Annotated in this window: 13 protein-coding genes; 8 read left to right on the forward strand and 5 right to left on the reverse strand. The window is 72.7% G+C overall.

All coding sequences use genetic code 11. From position 1 onward, the window contains the following. Nucleotides 1–9: 9 nt before the first annotated feature. Nucleotides 10–1032, forward strand: coding sequence for a TIGR03842 family LLM class F420-dependent oxidoreductase (locus ABZ386_RS09690; protein WP_355722601.1), 1023 nt, complete (start codon nt 10–12; stop codon nt 1030–1032). 137 nt (nt 1033–1169) lie between these two features. After that, the gene (locus ABZ386_RS09695) at nt 1170–2696 is read left to right on the forward strand and encodes an NCS1 family nucleobase:cation symporter-1 (protein ID WP_356615881.1); all 1527 of its coding nucleotides are present in this window, start codon (nt 1170–1172) and stop codon (nt 2694–2696) included. A gap of 26 nt (nt 2697–2722) precedes the next feature. On the opposite strand, the gene ABZ386_RS09700 is transcribed toward ABZ386_RS09695, so the two are convergent. After that, on the reverse strand, nt 2723–3391 hold the full coding sequence (locus ABZ386_RS09700) for a hypothetical protein (RefSeq protein ID WP_351343248.1): 669 nt from the start codon (nt 3389–3391) through the stop codon (nt 2723–2725). A 274-nt stretch (nt 3392–3665) separates the two neighbouring features. Between ABZ386_RS09700 and ABZ386_RS09705 the strand changes: the two genes are divergently transcribed. From ABZ386_RS09705 to ABZ386_RS09720, 4 genes are all read left to right on the forward strand, one after another. After that, nucleotides 3666–5492 (forward strand): gamma-glutamyltransferase, encoded by a 1827-nt coding sequence (locus ABZ386_RS09705; protein WP_358964488.1) that lies wholly within the window; start codon nt 3666–3668, stop codon nt 5490–5492. Between the two features lie 85 nt (nt 5493–5577). Beyond that, nucleotides 5578–6423: an inositol monophosphatase family protein gene (locus ABZ386_RS09710; protein ID WP_351343244.1), complete on the forward strand. Its 846-nt coding sequence runs from the start codon at nt 5578–5580 to the stop codon at nt 6421–6423. Nucleotides 6424–6595: 172 nt separating this feature from the next. Further along, nucleotides 6596–8005 (forward strand): NAD(P)/FAD-dependent oxidoreductase, encoded by a 1410-nt coding sequence (locus ABZ386_RS09715; RefSeq protein WP_351343242.1) that lies wholly within the window; start codon nt 6596–6598, stop codon nt 8003–8005. After that, entirely contained in the window at nt 8002–8562 is a 561-nt protein-coding gene (locus ABZ386_RS09720; RefSeq protein WP_358964490.1) for an O-acetyl-ADP-ribose deacetylase, read from the forward strand. The genes ABZ386_RS09715 and ABZ386_RS09720 overlap by 4 nt, the downstream gene beginning before the upstream one ends. Nucleotides 8563–8603: 41 nt before the next feature. On the opposite strand, the gene ABZ386_RS09725 is transcribed toward ABZ386_RS09720, so the two are convergent. Further along, nucleotides 8604–9428 (reverse strand): SDR family NAD(P)-dependent oxidoreductase, encoded by an 825-nt coding sequence (locus ABZ386_RS09725; RefSeq protein WP_358964491.1) that lies wholly within the window; start codon nt 9426–9428, stop codon nt 8604–8606. Between the two features lie 134 nt (nt 9429–9562). Between ABZ386_RS09725 and ABZ386_RS09730 the strand changes: the two genes are divergently transcribed. Further along, a complete protein-coding gene (locus ABZ386_RS09730) occupies nt 9563–10147 on the forward strand; it encodes a TetR/AcrR family transcriptional regulator (protein ID WP_351343236.1) in 585 nt (194 codons plus the stop codon). Between the two features lie 39 nt (nt 10148–10186). Here ABZ386_RS09730 and ABZ386_RS09735 read toward each other — a convergent pair whose 3' ends face one another. From ABZ386_RS09735 to ABZ386_RS09745, 3 genes are all read right to left on the reverse strand, one after another. After that, entirely contained in the window at nt 10187–11020 is an 834-nt protein-coding gene (locus ABZ386_RS09735; protein ID WP_358964492.1) for a class II glutamine amidotransferase, read from the reverse strand. 242 nt (nt 11021–11262) lie between these two features. After that, the gene (locus ABZ386_RS09740; protein WP_358964494.1) at nt 11263–12933 is read right to left on the reverse strand and encodes an ABC-F family ATP-binding cassette domain-containing protein; all 1671 of its coding nucleotides are present in this window, start codon (nt 12931–12933) and stop codon (nt 11263–11265) included. A gap of 236 nt (nt 12934–13169) precedes the next feature. Beyond that, a complete protein-coding gene (locus ABZ386_RS09745; RefSeq protein ID WP_355724219.1) occupies nt 13170–15215 on the reverse strand; it encodes a SpoIIE family protein phosphatase in 2046 nt (681 codons plus the stop codon). 189 nt (nt 15216–15404) lie between these two features. Between ABZ386_RS09745 and ABZ386_RS09750 the strand changes: the two genes are divergently transcribed. Further along, nucleotides 15405–16235 (forward strand): alpha/beta hydrolase, encoded by an 831-nt coding sequence (locus tag ABZ386_RS09750; RefSeq protein ID WP_351343229.1) that lies wholly within the window; start codon nt 15405–15407, stop codon nt 16233–16235. Nucleotides 16236–16410 lie beyond the last annotated feature (175 nt).

The following is a 16410-nucleotide window of genomic DNA, read 5'->3' on the forward strand; positions in this document are numbered from 1 at the left end:
GTGGCGCAGATGGACTTCGGACTCGTCCTGCAGACCGACCCGCCGGCCTCGCGGGTGATCAGCCTGATGAAGCGCGCGGAACGGAACGGTTTCTCCTACGGCTGGACCTTCGACTCCGCCGTGCTGTGGCAGGAGCCGTTCGTGATCTACAGCCAGATCCTGGCCAACACCACGAAACTGAAGGTCGGGCCGATGGTGACCAACCCGGGCACCCGCACCTGGGAGGTCACCGCCTCCACCTTCGCCACCCTCAACGACATGTACGGCAACCGCACGGTCTGCGGCATCGGGCGCGGCGACTCCGCGATGCGCGTGGCCGGCCGCAAGCCCAACACCCTGACCCGGATCAGCGAGGCCATGAAGGTCATCCGGGCCCTCGGCAGCGGCCGGGAGGCCGACCTCGGCGGCGGCACGGTCGTCCGCTTCCCGTGGATCAAGCCGGGCGCGGAACTCCCCGTGTGGATGGCCGCGTACGGTCCCAAGGCCCTGAAGATGACCGGCGAGGAGGCCGACGGGTTCATCCTCCAGCTGGCCGACCTCTACCTGACGGAGTACATGGTCAAGGCCGTGAAGGACGCGGCGGTCGCCGCCGGCCGCGACCCTGCCGAGGTGACCGTCTGCGTGGCCGCCCCGGCGTACGTCACCGAGGACGACTCGCCCGAGGCCCTCGCCCACGCCCGCGAGCAGTGCCGCTGGTTCGGCGGCATGGTCGGCAACCACGTGGCCGACCTGGTCTCCAAGTACGGCGAGCACTCCGCCGCCGTCCCCGACGAACTCACCGACTACATCAAGGCCCGCGAGGGCTACGACTACTCCCACCACGGCCGCGCCGGCAACCCGGACACCCAGTTCGTGCCCGACGAGATCGTCGACCGGTTCTGCCTGATCGGCCCGGTCGAACGGCACGTCGAGAAGCTGAACGCGCTGCGCGACCTCGGCGTGGACCAGTTCGCCGTGTACGACATGCACGACGCGCAGGAGGCCGTGATCGACGCCTACGGATCGCGGGTGATCCCGGCGGTCAACGGCTGAACTCCCACGCGAGAGCACCCCTCATGAACTCCCCCTTCCCCCGGCCCGGGAAGGGGGCGCAGGACGCCCCGAGCGCACCCCCCATCGGCATCACCCGCACGGCCTTTCCCGTCCCACCTCCCTGATTGGCCCGGCCCATGACCGATACCGCTCCCACGGCCACACCGCCGACCACCCAAGTCACCCTCGCCGACGGCCGGGTGGAGATCGCCCCGGGCGCCCCGGCGCCGAGCGGTCCCTACGCCAACGAGGACCTGCTGCCGGTCCCCGTCGCCAAGCGCACCTGGACCACGTACAACTTCTCCGCGCTGTGGGTCGGCATGGCCCACAACACCGCCTCCTGGACCCTGGCCTCGGGGCTCATCGCCGTCGGCATGGACTGGAAGCAGGCGGTGTTCACCATCGCCCTGGCCAATGTGATCGTGCTGATACCGATGCTGCTCACCGGGCACGCCGGACCGAAGTACGGCATACCCTTCCCGGTCTTCGCCCGGGCCTCCTTCGGCATCCGCGGCGCCAACCTGCCCGCCGTCGTACGGGCGTTGGTGGCGTGCGGCTGGTTCGGCATCCAGACCTGGATCGGCGGCGAGGCCATCTACTTCCTGGCCGGCAAGCTGATCGGCAGCGGCTGGACGGACGCGGCGAAGGTCGGCGGCTACGCCTGGTCGATGTGGCTGTCGTTCGCGATCTTCTGGGCGCTCCAGGTCGTCATCATCTACCGGGGCATGGAGACGATCCGCCGCTTCGAGAACTGGGCGGCGCCCTTCGTGCTCGTCGGCGCGTTCGTGATGCTGTGGTGGATGAGCGACAAGGCGGGCGGCTTCGGCCCGCTGTTCGACCAGCCCTCCAAGCTCGGCTGGGGCGCCGACTTCTGGACGCTGTTCGCCCCCGCCCTCATGGGCATGATCGGCTTCTGGTCCACGCTGTCGCTGAACATCCCCGACTTCACCCGCTACGGCAGGAGCCAGAAGGCGCAGACGTGGGGCCAGGCCCTCGGCCTGCCGACGACGATGACGCTGTTCGCGTTCCTGTCCGTGATGGTCACCTCCGGCTCGCAGGCCGTCTACGGCGAGGCGATCTGGGACCCGGTCCAGCTCGCGGCCAAGACCGACAACACGGTCGGCCTGCTGTTCGCCCTCGTCACCGTCCTGGTGGCGACGCTGTCCGTCAACGTCGCGGCCAACCTGGTCTCGCCCGCGTTCGACTTCTCCAACATCGCGCCCCGCAGGATCAGTTTCCGCGCCGGCGCCCTCGCGACCTGCGTCCTCGGTGTGCTGATCTTCCCGTGGAAGCTGTACTCCGACCCGCAGGGCTACATCTTCACCTGGCTCGGCCTGGTCGGCGGCCTGCTCGGCACCGTCGCGGGCATCCTCATCGCCGACTACTGGATCCTGCGCCGCTCCCGGCTCGACCTGGCCGACCTCTACCGCACGGGCGGCCGCTACTGGTACGAGGGCGGCTGGAACTGGCGGGCCGTCGTCGCCTTCGTGGCCGGCGGTGTGCTCGCCGTCGGCGGCGCCAGCTTCAAGCCGCTCATCGACGGCCGCCCCATCCCGGCACTGGCCGGTCTCGCCGACTACGGCTGGGCCGTGGGCCTGGGCACGTCGATGGTGCTGTACCTGCTGCTGATGGCCCTGCGAGGCCGTGACCGCACGATCGTCTGACGCGGACCGGCGCTGGAGGACGACGATCAGCCCTTGTCGGCCTCCAGCGCCGCCACGGCCTCCTTCGCGGCCTTGATGGCGCCCTTGTTGATCGTGTCCGTATCGGGCGCCTTCTTCGACTCGAAGTCACTGCCGTTGTACGTGACCGTCACCAGCGCGTTGGACGCGCGGGCGACCACGACGCCCTCGCGCGTCTCCTGCTTGTCCTCGGTGGTGAGGTTCACGACGGAGTACGCGCTGTCACCCAGACCGGGGACGGCCCCGCCACCGCTGCGCTTCTCCGTGCTCTCCTTGTACGCCTTCTGCGCCGCCTCGTCCGACTCCAGCACCTCGTACGACACGTCCAGCCAGCGGTAGTCGTAGCCCTTGAGCGCGTTCCAGGAGCAGGTGCGGCGCAGCTCGGCGTCCGTGGACGGGATCTCCTTCCCGGCCGTCTTGGCACCCGGCACCAGCGACTCGATCGTCTTCTTCGCGATGCTCTCGCAGGGGGCGGGAGCGGCCGAGTACGCCTTCGCGACGGTCGACGTGGACGGGGTGGACGCGGACTGGGTCTCGGTCTGCTCGTCGGCCGGCTTGTGCTCGGCGGCCTGCGGCGCGGCGAGCGGACCGGACGACAGCGCCCAGCCCGCCGCGGCGAGCACAGCCACCGGGGACAGGCGTGCGGTCAGGGCCAGAGGCAGGGGTAGGGAACGCACGGCGCCCTTCTCGTGGGGGACGGACGGTGCGGAGCGAGTCCGCACGGCGGACGGGACGACAGTTTCACATGAGTCCCTGTGGTGCGGAAGTGCGGTCCGGCACACAGGCCGCGGAAACACGGTTCGCACCGGCGCGGTCGCACTGCGCAGCCCCGGCCGGGGTTCCGCCCGAGCCCTGACCGGGGGTTCCGCCCGAGACGGGACCGGGGGTTTCGCCGCAGCCGTGACCGGGGGAGGGGGACGGGTGGCGCGCGTACGAGAGGTGAGAGGACGTATGTTCACATCCCGCCCGACCCTCCAGGGCACCTTCGGCATGGTCTCCTCCACCCACTGGCTCGCCGCGCAGTCGGCGATGGCCGTCCTGGAGGACGGGGGCAACGCCTGCGACGCGGCCGTGGCCGGCGCCTTCGTACTGCACGTCGTGGAACCCCACCTCAACGGCCCGGCCGGCGAGGTGCCGATCCTGCTCGCCCCGCCCGGTGGCGAGGTGCGGGTGCTGTGCGGACAGGGCGTCGCACCCGCCGGGGCGACCGTCGCGCACTACCGGGACCTCGGCCTGGACCTGGTCCCCGGCACCGGTCCGCTGGCCGCCGCCGTCCCGGGCGCCTTCGACGCCTGGATGCTGCTGCTGCGCGACCACGGCACCAAGTCCCTCGCCGACGTCCTGAAGTACGCCATCGGCTACGCCGAACACGGCCACGCGCCCGTGGAGCGGGTCACGGACACCGTCGAGACGGTGCGCGAACTCTTCGAGACCGAGTGGACCTCGTCGGCGGAGGTCTACCTGCCCGGCGGCAAGGCACCGCGCCCCGGCGAGCTCTTCCGCAACCCCGCGCTCGCCGCCACCTGGAAGCGCCTGCTCGCCGAGACCGCCGGGGCGGGCGACCGGGAGGCCGGGATCGAGGCCGCGCGGCAGGTGTGGCGCACCGGCTTCATCGCCGAGGCCCTCGTACGCCAGGCCGCCCGCCCCACCCTGGACACCAGCGGCGACCACCACACCGGCACCCTCACGGCCGCCGACCTCGCCACCTGGTCCGCGACCTACGAGACACCCGTGACGTACGACTGGAACGGCTGGACCGTGTGCAAGCCGGGCCCCTGGAGCCAGGGCCCGGTCCTGCTCCAGCAACTCGCCCTGCTGCCGCCCGAACTGCCCCCCTACGGCTCGGCCGAGTACGTCCACCTCCTGGTCGAGGGCTGCAAACTCGCCATGGCCGACCGGGAGGCCTGGTACGGGGACGCCGCCGAGGTGCCCCTCGACGACCTGCTGTCCGCCGAGTACAACACGGCCCGCCGCGCCCTCGTCGGCGAGCGGGCCGAGCACGACCTGCGGCCCGGCAGCCCCGGCGGACGCACCCCGCGGCTGAGCGCGCACGCGCGCGTGGCGGCCGCCGCCCAGGAGGGCTTCGACGCCCTGGGCGTCGGCGAGCCGACCGTCGCCAAACTCCCGACGTCCCCCGTGCCCGGCGAACCGGTCGTCACCGCCGACGGGAGCACCCGGGGCGACACCTGCCACCTGGACGTCGTCGACCGCTGGGGCGGCATGGTCTCGGCCACGCCCAGCGGCGGCTGGCTCCAGTCCAACCCCGTCGTCCCCGAACTCGGCTTCCCGCTCGGCACCCGGCTCCAGATGACCTGGCTGGAGGAGGGCCTGCCCAGCACCCTCACCCCCGGCCGCCGCCCCCGCAGCACCCTGTCCCCCTCGATCGCCCTGCGCGACGGCGTGCCCGTCATGGCGTTCGGCACGCCCGGCGGGGACCAGCAGGACCAGTGGCAGCTGCACTTCCTCCTGGCGGTCGCGCTGCGCCCCCAGGTGCGCGGCGGCCCCGACCTCCAGGGCGCGATCGACGCCCCGAACTGGCACAACGACAGCTTCCCGGGCTCCTTCTTCCCGCGCGGCATGCGCCCGGGCAGCGTGACCGTCGAGGCCCGCACCGACCCGGCCGTCGTCGCGGAGCTGCGGCGCCGCGGCCACGACGTGACCGCCGGCGCCCCCTGGTCGGAGGGCCGGCTCTGCGCCGTCGCCCGGGACCCGGAGACCGGCGTCCTGTCGGCGGCGGCGAACCCGCGCGGCATGCAGGGGTACGCGGTCGGCCGGTGACCGCCCCCGCTGGAGTTCACCGCGATTCCACCCGGGGTGCACCCGGCGGGTGGGGATTGTCAGTGGCACGTGTTGTCATGGAAGGGTGATCGACAGCAACGAAACCATCGAAGAGTTTCTCGCGCAGCACGCCTCCGACGTCGAGGAGGCGATCCGCAAGGCGGCCACCACCGAGATCATGCCGCGCTGGCGTCAGCTCGCCGCGCACGAGGTCGACCAGAAGGCCGGCCCGCACGACCTGGTGACCGACGCCGACCGCAAGGCCGAGCTGTACCTCACCGAGGCCCTGGCCGCCCTGCTGCCCGGCTCGGTCGTGGTCGGCGAGGAGGCGGTCCACGCCAACCCGGCCTCCTACGAGGCGATACGGGGCGACGCCCCGGTCTGGATCATCGACCCGGTCGACGGCACAAGGCCGTTCGTACGCGGCGAGGCCGGGTTCTGCACGCTGGTCGCGCTGGCCCAGGGCGGCACCCTGCTCGCGTCCTGGACCTACGCGGCCGCCCGGGACCGGCTCGCCACCGCCGAGCGGGGCAAGGGCGCCTACCTCGACGGCGAGCGGCTTTTCGCCGGTGTGCCGGAGCCCGGCCGCGACCTCCGCGTGGCCACCTCCCACCCGGACTACACGACGGACGAGCAGAAGCACGCCCTGCTCGGGCTGCGCACCGAGGGGGTGGCACCGCGCGCGTGCGGCTCGGCCGGCCTGGAGTACCTCGCCATCGCCCGGGGCGAGTTGGACGCCGTGGCCTTCTCGTGGGAGGCGGCGTGGGACCACGCGGCCGGACTGCTCCTCGTCGAGGAGGCCGGCGGCGCCCATCTGACCCGCGCGGGCGATCCGTTCCGCATCACGGGCGGCAACGCCCTGCCGTTCACCGCCGCCCGCGACGCGGCCACGGCCCGGCGGGTCGCGGCGCTGCTGTCGGGCGGGGCGTGAGCCCGGCGGAAGCGCGACGAACGGTCACCGACCGTAGGCGTACGGTAGCGCTGACCGCTTCAGCGCTGCCCTCGCGCACCGGACATCACCCGCGGCCGGTGACGGACCGTCCCCGGGCATATCCTGATCCCCAGTGGCCGTCGGCTGACGAAGGGGTCCGAAGGTGCCGTCGATGCTCGATGCCGTCGTAGTGGGTGCGGGGCCGAACGGACTGACCGCGGCCGTGGAGCTGGCCCGCCGCGGCTTCTCCGTCGCCGTCTTCGAGGCCCGGGGCACCGTGGGCGGCGGATCCCGCACCGAGGAACTCACCCTGCCGGGCTTCCGGCACGACCCCTGCGCCGCGGCCCACCCGCTCGGCGTCAACTCGCCCGCCTTCCGCGCCCTGCCGCTGGAGCGGTACGGCCTTCAGTGGCTGCACGCCGAGCTGCCCATGGCGCACCCCTTCCCGGACGGCTCGGCGGCCGTGCTGGCCCGGTCGGTGGGTGAGACGGCCGCCTCCTTCGGGCCGCGCGACGCCGGGGCGTACCGCAGGCTCGTCGAGCCCTTCCTGCCCAAGTGGGACACGCTCGCCCGGGACTTCATGTCCCTGCCGCTCACGGCGCTGCCCCGCGACCCGGTCACCCTCGCCCGCTTCGGCCTCGTCGGACTGCCCCCGTCGACGCTGCTCATGCGCCGCTTCCGCGACGAACCGGCCAGGGCGCTGTTCGCCGGGCTCGTCGCCCATGTCATGGCGCCGCTGGGCGGCTTCGCCACCGGCGCCATCGGCCTGGTCTTCGCCCTCGCGGCGCACGCCCGCGGCTGGCCGGTCGCCCGCGGCGGCTCCCAGGCGATCTCCGACGCCCTCGCCGCCCACCTGCGCGACCTCGGCGGCAGCGTGCACACCGACTACGAGGTCAAGCGCCTGGACGACCTGCCGCCGGCCCGGGCGTACGTCTTCGACACCTCGCCCACCGCCCTGGCCCGCATCGCCGGCTTCGGCGACCACTACGCCGGCTACCGCTACGGGCCGGGCGTCTTCAAGGTCGACTACGCGCTGGACGGCCCCGTGCCGTGGACCGCGAAGGAGGCCCGCGTCGCCGGCACGGTGCAGATCGGCGCGAGCCGCGCGGAGATCGGCACGGCCCTGCGCGCGGCGGCCCGGGAAGGCAGGGCCCCCGACAAGCCGTTCATGATCACGGTCCAGCCGAGTGTCGTCGACCCGACCCGGGCCCCCGCGGGCAAACACGTCTTCTGGGCGTACGGCCACGTCCCGCACGGCTGGACCGGCGACCTCACCGACGCCATCGAGCGCCAACTGGAGCGCTTCGCCCCGGGGTTCCGCGACCGCGTCCTGGCCCGCGCCACGGCCGGACCGCCCGAACTCGCCGCCCGCAACGCCAACTACGTCGGCGGCGACATCGCCTCCGGGTCGGTGTCCGGCCTCCAGCTCCTGCTGCGCCCGAAGCTCACCCTGTTCCCGTACCACACGCCCCACCCGGCCGTCTTCATCTGCTCCTCGGCGACGCCGCCCGGCCCTGGGGTGCACGGCATGTCCGGGCACAACGCGGCGAAGGCCGTGTGGAAGCGGCTGAGGCAGACGTGACCACCATCGAAGCGGTCCAGGGCGACATCACCCGCGAGCGGGTCGACGCCATCGTCAACGCGGCCAACTCCTCGCTGCTGGGCGGGGGAGGGGTCGACGGAGCGATCCACCGGCGGGGCGGCCCGGCGATCCTGGAGGCCTGCCGCAAGCTGCGCGCCTCCCAGTACGGCAAGGGCCTGGCCACAGGCCGGGCCGTCGCCACGACCGCCGGGAACCTGGACGCCCGCTGGGTCATCCACACCGTCGGCCCCGTCTATCAGCCTTCCCGCGACGACTCCTCGCTGCTCGCCTCCTGTTACCGCGAGTCGCTCCGGGTCGCCGATGAGCTGGGTGCCCGCACGGTGGCGTTCCCGGCCATCTCGGCCGGTACGTACGGGTGGCCGATCGAGGACGCCGCTCGCATCGCCGTCGAGACGGTGCGGGACGCGGAGACCGCCGTCGAGGACGTCAGGTTCGTCCTGTTCAACGAGCGGGCGTTCACGGCGTTCACCGATCACGTCCACCGGCTGCGACACGGCGGCGAGGGCCCTGACGCGCCCGAGTTCGAGTCTCGCTGACCGCGTCGGCCGGCTCTGCGCGGGCGCACCTGACGTGCGCCTCAGCCGGCCAGCAGCTCCCGGGTGACGGCGTCGAGCCGCCGGGCGTCCTCGGGGGCGAAGGAGTGGTGCCGCAGATCCAGGCGCCGGCCCTCGAAGAAGGCGCTCAGCGGTTCGGCGGGCGGGCTGTCGATGGCCGCGACGATCGGGGCGATGCCCGCTTCCACCGGCTTGGCGAACCGCAGCATCTCCTTGACGTGGGCCGCGGTGGCCGGATCGAACTCACCGGCGAATCCGGTCGCCGTACCGCCCGGGAAGTCCAGCACGTACCGGGTCCGGTGACCACGGCCCTGGAGGGCGAAGGCAACGCCGAGCAGGTTGTTCAGCTTGCCGCCCTGGAACATGGCGCCCCAGCCGTCGTAGCCCCGCTCCAGGCCCAGGTCGTCCCAGTGGATCCGGCCGGCTTCGACGCCCGGCCCGGCCACGTTCACGATGACCGGCTCGGGCGCCTTCTCCAGCAGGTCGAGCAGGCCGTGGCCGAGCAGGAAGCGGCTCAGGTAGTACAGCGCGAAATTGTGCTCGAAGCCTTCGGAGGTGACGTGTCGACGAGAGCGGAAGAACCGGGCGCACAGCACCAGCGCGTCCACTGCGGGGAAGTTCTCCCCGATTTCCCCGACGACCCGCTCGTTCTCGCTGACCAGGCTGAGATCCGCGGTCAGGAAGAAGGCCCGCTCCCCGGCGCCCAGACCTTCCGCCGTGGCGAGGAACTTCCGCCCCTTCTCCGGGTTCGGGCCGATGACCACCACCTGGTCGCCCCGCTTCAGATAGGTGTGGGCGACTGCTTCTCCGATACCGGAGGTACCGCCCGAGACAACCAGGGTCTTCATGATGTTCTCCTTGGATCAGGAGGTCCGGACCGATCGGTCTGTAATCGGCGGGGCACAGCATGGTCACACCGCTGACGGGATGTCAATGAGCTTTGCCCGGGCCGGGACCGATCGGTCTGATACCGTTCGGAACCATGCCGCGAAAGCCCACGCCCGACGCTCACGACCGCATCCTGGATGCCGCGGCCGACCTCTTCGACCGCTATGGCGTGCACGCCGTCGGGATGCAGCAGGTCATCGATGAGCTGGGATGCGGAAAACAGCTCCTGTACCGCGAATTCGCCAGCAAGGACAAGCTGGTCGTGGCTTATCTGGAACGCTGCACCCAGGACTGGGACCGCACCTTCGAACGCGCCCTCGCGGCGGCCGACACCCCCGAGGAACAGCTCGTCGAAGTCGTCCGCGCCGTGCAGGCCATGGTGCCCGGCACCCGCGGCTGCTCCCTGCGCAATACGCACGCCGAATTCCCGGATCCGGAACACCCCGCGCACCGCGTGTCCCTGGAGCATTTCAAGACCGTCCGGGAACAACTGCGCGCGGTGGCACGGCGGACGTCCGCGGCCGACCCCGACCGGCTGGGCGACCGGATCATGCTGATCATCGACGGCGTGTACGCCAGTGGTGCCACACTCGGCGCCACCGGAGCCGCCGCGGAAGCCGTCGCGCTGGCCCGCGATGTCGTCCGGGCCGCAACGTCCCTGGCCGTCGCCGACTCATAGCCGTCCCGCAGTGACAGGACCGAGGCGTTCCCGCGGGACTCACACGGGCTCGGGCTCGAAGTGCCGCAGCAGGTCCCGGCCGGGCTGGACGACGCCGTAGCTGCTCTCCGGTACGGCGTTCCACACGCCGGGGAGATCGCCGAGCGGTTCCGACACGACCAGGCGGGTCTCGTCGGAGATGTGGTTCAGGAACGCGAGGTCGGGGTGGAGGGCGCGGATGTCCTCCACCCGGCTGCTGTAGTACAGCGACCGGGCGTCTCCGCCGCTGGAGTACCGGAAGAACCACACCCGCTCACCGTCGGTCACCGCGACCGTCATCTGGAGGGGTTCCGCCACCCCGTGCTGCTGCCCCAGCCGCTCGACGAGCCCGGCCATCCGGGCCACCGCGCCCGGCGGGTCGCCGTCGAGGCCGAAGGTGAGGGCCACGTGGAACATCACCTCGGAGTCCGTCGTGCCCTCGATCGACGGGAACAGCGCCGGGTCCACGGCCAGCATCAGCTCCCGGCGCATGTCGGCGAACCCGGCGATCGCCCCGTTGTGCATCCACATCCAGCGCCCGTGACGGAAGGGGTGGCAGTTGGTCTGCTGCACGGCCGTCCCGGTGGAAGCCCGTACATGGGCGAAGAACAGCGGTGAGCGGACGTGGTCGGCGATCTCCCGGAGGTTGCGGTCGCTCCAGGCCGGGCCCGTGTCGCGGATGACGGCGGGGCTGCGCAGGTGCCACGCGTACCAGCCGACGCCGAAGCCGTCGCCGTTGGTGGTGTCGACACCCATCCGCGCGTGCAGGCTCTGGTCGATCAGCGAGTGCTGCGGGCGGTAGAGGACGTCGTCGAGCAGCACGGGAGTGCCGGAGTAGGCGAGCCAGCGGCACATGGTCGGACCCCCGTTTCCGAGCCGCCTCGGCCGGCCCGCGCGGCTCCGTGGGTGCGGATACGTCTCCCGCGCGAGTACCCGGAACTCACGGTCTTCCTCCTCGCACCGGCGGCCGGCCCACGACCACCAGGAGTGCGGTGGCGAGCACCGGCCGGCCGTCCCCCGGACCGTCCGGTGCCGCCACCGCCGGAGAGCCGGCCCGGCGCCTGGTCACCCACTCCCGGGCCGTGCACCGCGCCCCGTCACCGCGTCACTGCCCCCGCTCCCTCCTCCGTCCCCACCCCGCGCGCCCGCGTCAGCGTCAGCCGTGGCCAGGCGCTGACGTCGCGCTGCAGCCGGCGGTCGTGCGTGGCCAGGACGACCGCCGCGTCGGTCGTGTGCAGCGCTTCGGTGAGTTCGTCGACCAGAGCGATGGACAGGTGGTTCGTGGGCTCGTCCAGCAGCAGGACGTGCGGGCGGGACGCGACGGTCAGTGCCAGGTCGAGCCGGCGCTGCTGGCCCGTCGACAGCTCGGCCACCGGCTTGTCGGCGTCCCGCGAGGTGAGCAGGCCCAGCGAGCCGAGCCCCACCACCTCGCCCTCCGCCAGCACGCCCGCCGTGACCAACCGCGCGAGGTGGGCCTCGTAGACGTCACGGGCCCGCTGGTGCGTCGCCCGCGGCGACTCCTGCCCGAGCAGGCGCAGCCGCACCCCGCGCGCCCGGTGCACCCGGCCCGTGCCGGGGGTGAGCAGCCCGGCCAGGACGGACAGCAGCGTGGACTTGCCCGCCCCGTTCGGACCGGTGACGGCGAGCCGGTCACCGGACGTCACCGACAGGCTCGCCGCGTGGTGCAGCCGCCCGTCCACCGTCACCTCCTCCGCGCGCAGCAGGACGACGCCCGGCCGGGCGGGCAGGCCGGGCAGCGAGAGACGCTGCGGCGGCACGGGCGCGGTGACCTGGTGCCGGTCCAAGTCGTCCTGGCGCCGGTGGACCGAGCGCACCAGCGCGCCGGCGCGGGTGGCGCGCTGGTGCTTGCCGGTGCCCTTGCCCGGACGCCACCCGGTGGTCAGCCGGTTCTGCGCCTCGGACAGGGCCTGCTGGAGCCGGACGTGCTCGGTCCGCTGCCGCTCGTACTCCTCCTCCCAGCGGACCAGCTCGGCCTCGCGGCCCTCGCGGTAACCGGCGTAGCCGCCGCCGTGGACGGCCGGGCGGCCGTCCCGCGTGGGGTCGAGGTCGAGGATCGTGGTGGCGACGTCCGCGAGGAGCGCCCGGTCGTGGCTGACCACGACGACGCCGCCCGGGTGGGCGCGCAACCGGGCGGTGAGGTACTCCAGCCCGGCCAGGTCCAGGTGGTTGGTCGGCTCGTCCAGGAGCAGGAAGTCGTACTCGGTGCCGAGCAGACAGGCCAGCCGGACGCGGTAGCGCTGGCCGGTCGACAGCGTGGCGAGCGGACGGGTCCGGTCGCTGACCGCGCCGAGTCCGTCCAGGGCGGCGTCCACGCGGCGGTCGGCGTCCCAGGCGTCCAGGGCCTGCGCCGTCTCCAGGGCGTCGGCGTAGGCCTGTCCGGCCCCGGGACGATCCGCGGCGAGTGCCTCCGCCGCGGTGTCCAGGTCCCGCAGGGCCGCGCGGGCGTCGGCCAGATACGCGTCGATGAAGTCGCCGACCGTGCGCGCGTCCTCGGCCGGCATCTCCTGCTCGGCCAGGGCGAGGGTGCCCACACGGTGCACGGTTCCCGCGTCCGGGTCCAGGAGGCCGGCCAGGACGTGCAGCAGGGTCGACTTGCCGCGGCCGTTCTCGCCGACGACGCCCCAGCGGGAACCGGGGGAGACCTTCATGTCGACATCGCGCAGCACCGTGCGGCCACCGCGGGCGACGCGGATTCCGGCACAGGTCAGTTGCGCCCGGGCGCGGGCGGGCAGGGTCAGGGTGGTCACGTTCTCTTCCTCCGTGAGGAGGCACACTTCACCCCGGGTTCAGGACGGGGGTGCGAGCGGGCCTACGGATCCGACGGACGGCCGGGCCCGGAAACAGGGCGGGCCGTGGGCGACGTCGCGGCTCCCGGCGCCTCGACCCGCGTACGACACGTCGGGTGAGGGGCGGAGCCGGTGGCCCGGATCAGAGGTAGAGAACGTAACTCACACATACATGCTAACAGTTGCGGTCCGCGCGCTCAGGTGCGGCTGCGCACCAGCAGCAGCGCCACGTCGTCGTCGGGCTCCGGGCTCAGCGCGCCGAGGAGACTGTCGCTGGTCCGCTGCAGACTGGGACCGGCCGTCGTCAGCAGACGGGTCAGTGTGCTCAGCCCGGTGTCGATCGGCTCCCCGCGGTTCTCGACCAGCCCGTCGGTGTACAGGGCGAGCAGCGAGCCCGGCGCGAACTCCACTTCCACGGTGCCGAATTCGACACCCCCGACACCGAGCGGCACACCGCCCGGCACCTCGACGAGCCGCGCGCCGCCGTCCGCCCCGGCGAGCACCGGCGGCAGATGGCCCGCGCTGGACAGGGCACACGTGCCGCGCTCCAGGTCGCACACGGCGTACACGCAGGTGGCGATGGCGTCGCCGAGCGAGCCGGCGATGTCGTCCAGGTGCCGCAGCAGTTCGGCGGGCGGCAGGTCCAGCCGGGCCAGCGCCCGTGTCGCCGTGCTCAACTGCCCCATGATCGCGGCGGCTTGGACGCCCTTGCCCATCACGTCCCCGACGACGAGCCCGGTGCGCCCCGGCCCCAGTGGCAGCACGTCGTACCAGTCGCCGCCGACCTCGCTGAGGGCCGGGCGGTAACGGGCGGCGATGTCGAGCCCCTCCTGCTGGGCGGGCGTGCTGGGGAGCAGGCTGCGCTGGAGGGTCAGGGCGGTGCCGCGCTCCCGGCCGTAGAGGCGGGCGTTGTCTATGCAGATCGCGGCGCGGGCGGCGAGTTCCGAGGCGAGCAGCTGGTCCCGGTCGTCGAAGGGGCGCTCGTTGACCGTGCGGTACAGCGAGAGCGTGCCGAGCACCTTGCCCCGGGCCATCAGCGGCAGCGCCAGGTAGGAGTGGGCCCCGGCCTCGTGCAGGGCCTGGGCGGCCCGAGCATCCCGGGCGAGGCGCCGCAGCATCTTCGGTTCCACGCGCTCGACGAGGACCGGGCGGGCCCTGCGGACGCACTGCGTGATGACCCGCGACGATCCGTACGTGGCCAGCTCGCCGACCGGGTCGGCGGCGTGGATGGCGTCGGTGGGATAGCCGGCCGCGACGGCCAGCGCCCGGAACTCGGCGGGCGCACCGCCCGACACGGGCGCGATGGTGCCGTGGGCCACGACCGACTCCAGGACGTCCACCGCCGCCAGGTCGGCCAGCTGCGGCACGACCACCTCGGCCAGCTCCCGGGCGGTCTGCCGCAGGTCGAGCGTGGTGCCGATCCGCACCCCGGCGTCGGCGATCACCGAGAGGTGCTGGCGGGCCTGCGCGACCTCGGTCGAGGCCTGCTGCCGCTCGGTGACGTCCAGCACGGCCATCGCCAGGCCCAGCACCCGCCCGTCGCTGTCCTCGATGCGGTGGTACGACTCGGAGTAGGCGCGGTCCTGGGCGTCCGCCGCCGTACGGCCGATCGTCTGCTGGTCGAGCAGGGGCCTGCCGGTCTCCAGGACGTGCCGCATCCGGGCCTCGATGGCCGCCACGTCCAGGCCCGGCAGCACCTCGCCGACCCGGCGGCCCAGCACGGCCTCCTCGGGGACGCCGTTCATGCGCTCCAGCGCGGGGTTCACCCCGACCCAGCGCAGGTCGTTGTCGAAGACGGCGATGCCGAGCGGCGTCTGGTTGACCAGGCTGTGCGAGAGGGCGAGGTCCCGCTCCACCTTCCGTACGGTCGAGGCGTCCGTGGCGAGCCCGAGCAGATGGGGCTGGCCCTCGTTGTCGAGGAGGCGCATCGTGCGGAACTCCACGGCGCGTTCCGTGCCGTCGCGGTGTCGCAGCGGGAAGACACCGGCCCACCGGGCCCCGGAGCTGACCTGGGCGAACAGCTCCCTGCCGCGAGGGCGGTTCTCGGGCGCGACCAGGAGCGTGTCGGCGCGCTGCCGCAGGGCCTCCTCGGCGGTGTAGCCGAGCAGCTGCTCGATCTCGGGGCTCCACAGGGCGATGTGCCCGGTGCCGTCCAGGACCACGGCGGCGACCTTCAGCAGGTCCAGCAGCCCGCCGGGTGCGGCCGTGACGGCGTCGCGATCCGAGGTCGCATACCCGTTCATGCGAGCCGCTCCCCTTCCGGCGCGGCAATAGGTACCGCCAAGATCCGTTGCTCGGGCTGTCCGATGAGGTCACATTACGGTCGGAGGCGCGACACTGTCGCGCCGAAATGACAAAAAATCGAGGGTCCGTACACAGAGGGATCGAGGGCCCGAATCGAGGGCCCGCACACAGAGAGAGGGAGCGGCGTCTTGAGTGACTGGATTCTGCGGGAGAGCCTGGCCACCGCATCGGGGACCGTGCGCTGGGACCGGCTGGGGGACCCGGGCGGCGAGCCGGTCGTGCTGCTGCACGGCACGCCGTTCTCGTCGTACGTGTGGCACGAGATCGCCCCCGCCCTCGCCGCCTCGGGATACCGCGTGCACGTGTGGGACATGCCGGGCTACGGCACCTCCGAGATGTACCCGGACCAGGACGTCTCGCTGGGCGCCCAGGGCCGCGTCTTCACCGAGCTGCTCCAGCACTGGGGGCTGCGGGAGCCGTCCGTCGTCGCGCACGACTTCGGCGGCTGCGTGGCGCTGCGGGCCCACCTGCTGCACGGGGCGCGCTACCGGCGGCTCGCCCTGGTCGACCCGGTGGCCCTGGAGCCGTGGGGCTCCCCCTTCTTCCGGCTGGTCGGCGAGCACAGCCACGTCTTCGAGCAACTGCCGGACGCGCTGCACCGGGCCCTGGTGCGCGAGTACGTCACGTCCGCGAGCCACACCGGGCTGCGCCCCGTCACGCTCGACGCGCTGGTCCGGCCGTGGACGGGGCAGCGGGGCCAGGCCGCCTTCTACCGCCAGATAGCGCAGGCCGACCAGCGCTACACCGACGACATCCAGCCGCTGTACCCCACGATCGACCTGCCGGTCACGGTCTGCTGGGCCACCGAGGACACCTGGATCCCCTTCGCCAAGGGGGAGGAGCTGGCGGGGCTGATCCCCGGTGCCCGGCTGGTGCCCGTACCGGAGGCCGGACACCTCGTCCCGCTGGACGCGCCGGCCCGGCTGACGAGCGAGGTGCTCGCCTTCCTCAGGGGCTGATCCCCCTGTGCCGGGGGCTGAACCATCAGGACCGCACAAAGTCCGACGGGGTCATTGCTTCGGTTGTGTTCGAGTCCTAGGGTGTGCCTGCTCAGCAGTTGCTCCGTCACCGTCAGTTGACACGCTTCCCAACAGAAACACCCATCCTGGATGGGTAGTTGGGGAGCGCATCTGA

The organism is Streptomyces sp. NPDC006140 (assembly GCF_040628815.1).
Taxonomy (GTDB): domain Bacteria; phylum Actinomycetota; class Actinomycetes; order Streptomycetales; family Streptomycetaceae; genus Streptomyces.

Excerpts from the sequence above, each read along its gene's own strand:
- ABZ386_RS09745 (WP_355724219.1), bottom strand. The coding sequence starts at position 15,215 with ATGAACGGGTATGCGACCTCGGATCGCGACGCCGTCACGGCCGCACCC.
- ABZ386_RS09705 (WP_358964488.1), top strand. The coding sequence starts at position 3,666 with ATGTTCACATCCCGCCCGACCCTCCAGGGCACCTTCGGCATGGTCTCC.
- ABZ386_RS09735 (WP_358964492.1), bottom strand. The coding sequence starts at position 11,020 with ATGTGCCGCTGGCTCGCCTACTCCGGCACTCCCGTGCTGCTCGACGAC.
- ABZ386_RS09695 (WP_356615881.1), top strand. The coding sequence starts at position 1,170 with ATGACCGATACCGCTCCCACGGCCACACCGCCGACCACCCAAGTCACC.
- ABZ386_RS09715 (WP_351343242.1), top strand. The coding sequence starts at position 6,596 with ATGCTCGATGCCGTCGTAGTGGGTGCGGGGCCGAACGGACTGACCGCG.
- ABZ386_RS09725 (WP_358964491.1), bottom strand. The coding sequence starts at position 9,428 with ATGAAGACCCTGGTTGTCTCGGGCGGTACCTCCGGTATCGGAGAAGCA.
- ABZ386_RS09690 (WP_355722601.1), top strand. The coding sequence starts at position 10 with ATGGACTTCGGACTCGTCCTGCAGACCGACCCGCCGGCCTCGCGGGTG.
- ABZ386_RS09730 (WP_351343236.1), top strand. The coding sequence starts at position 9,563 with ATGCCGCGAAAGCCCACGCCCGACGCTCACGACCGCATCCTGGATGCC.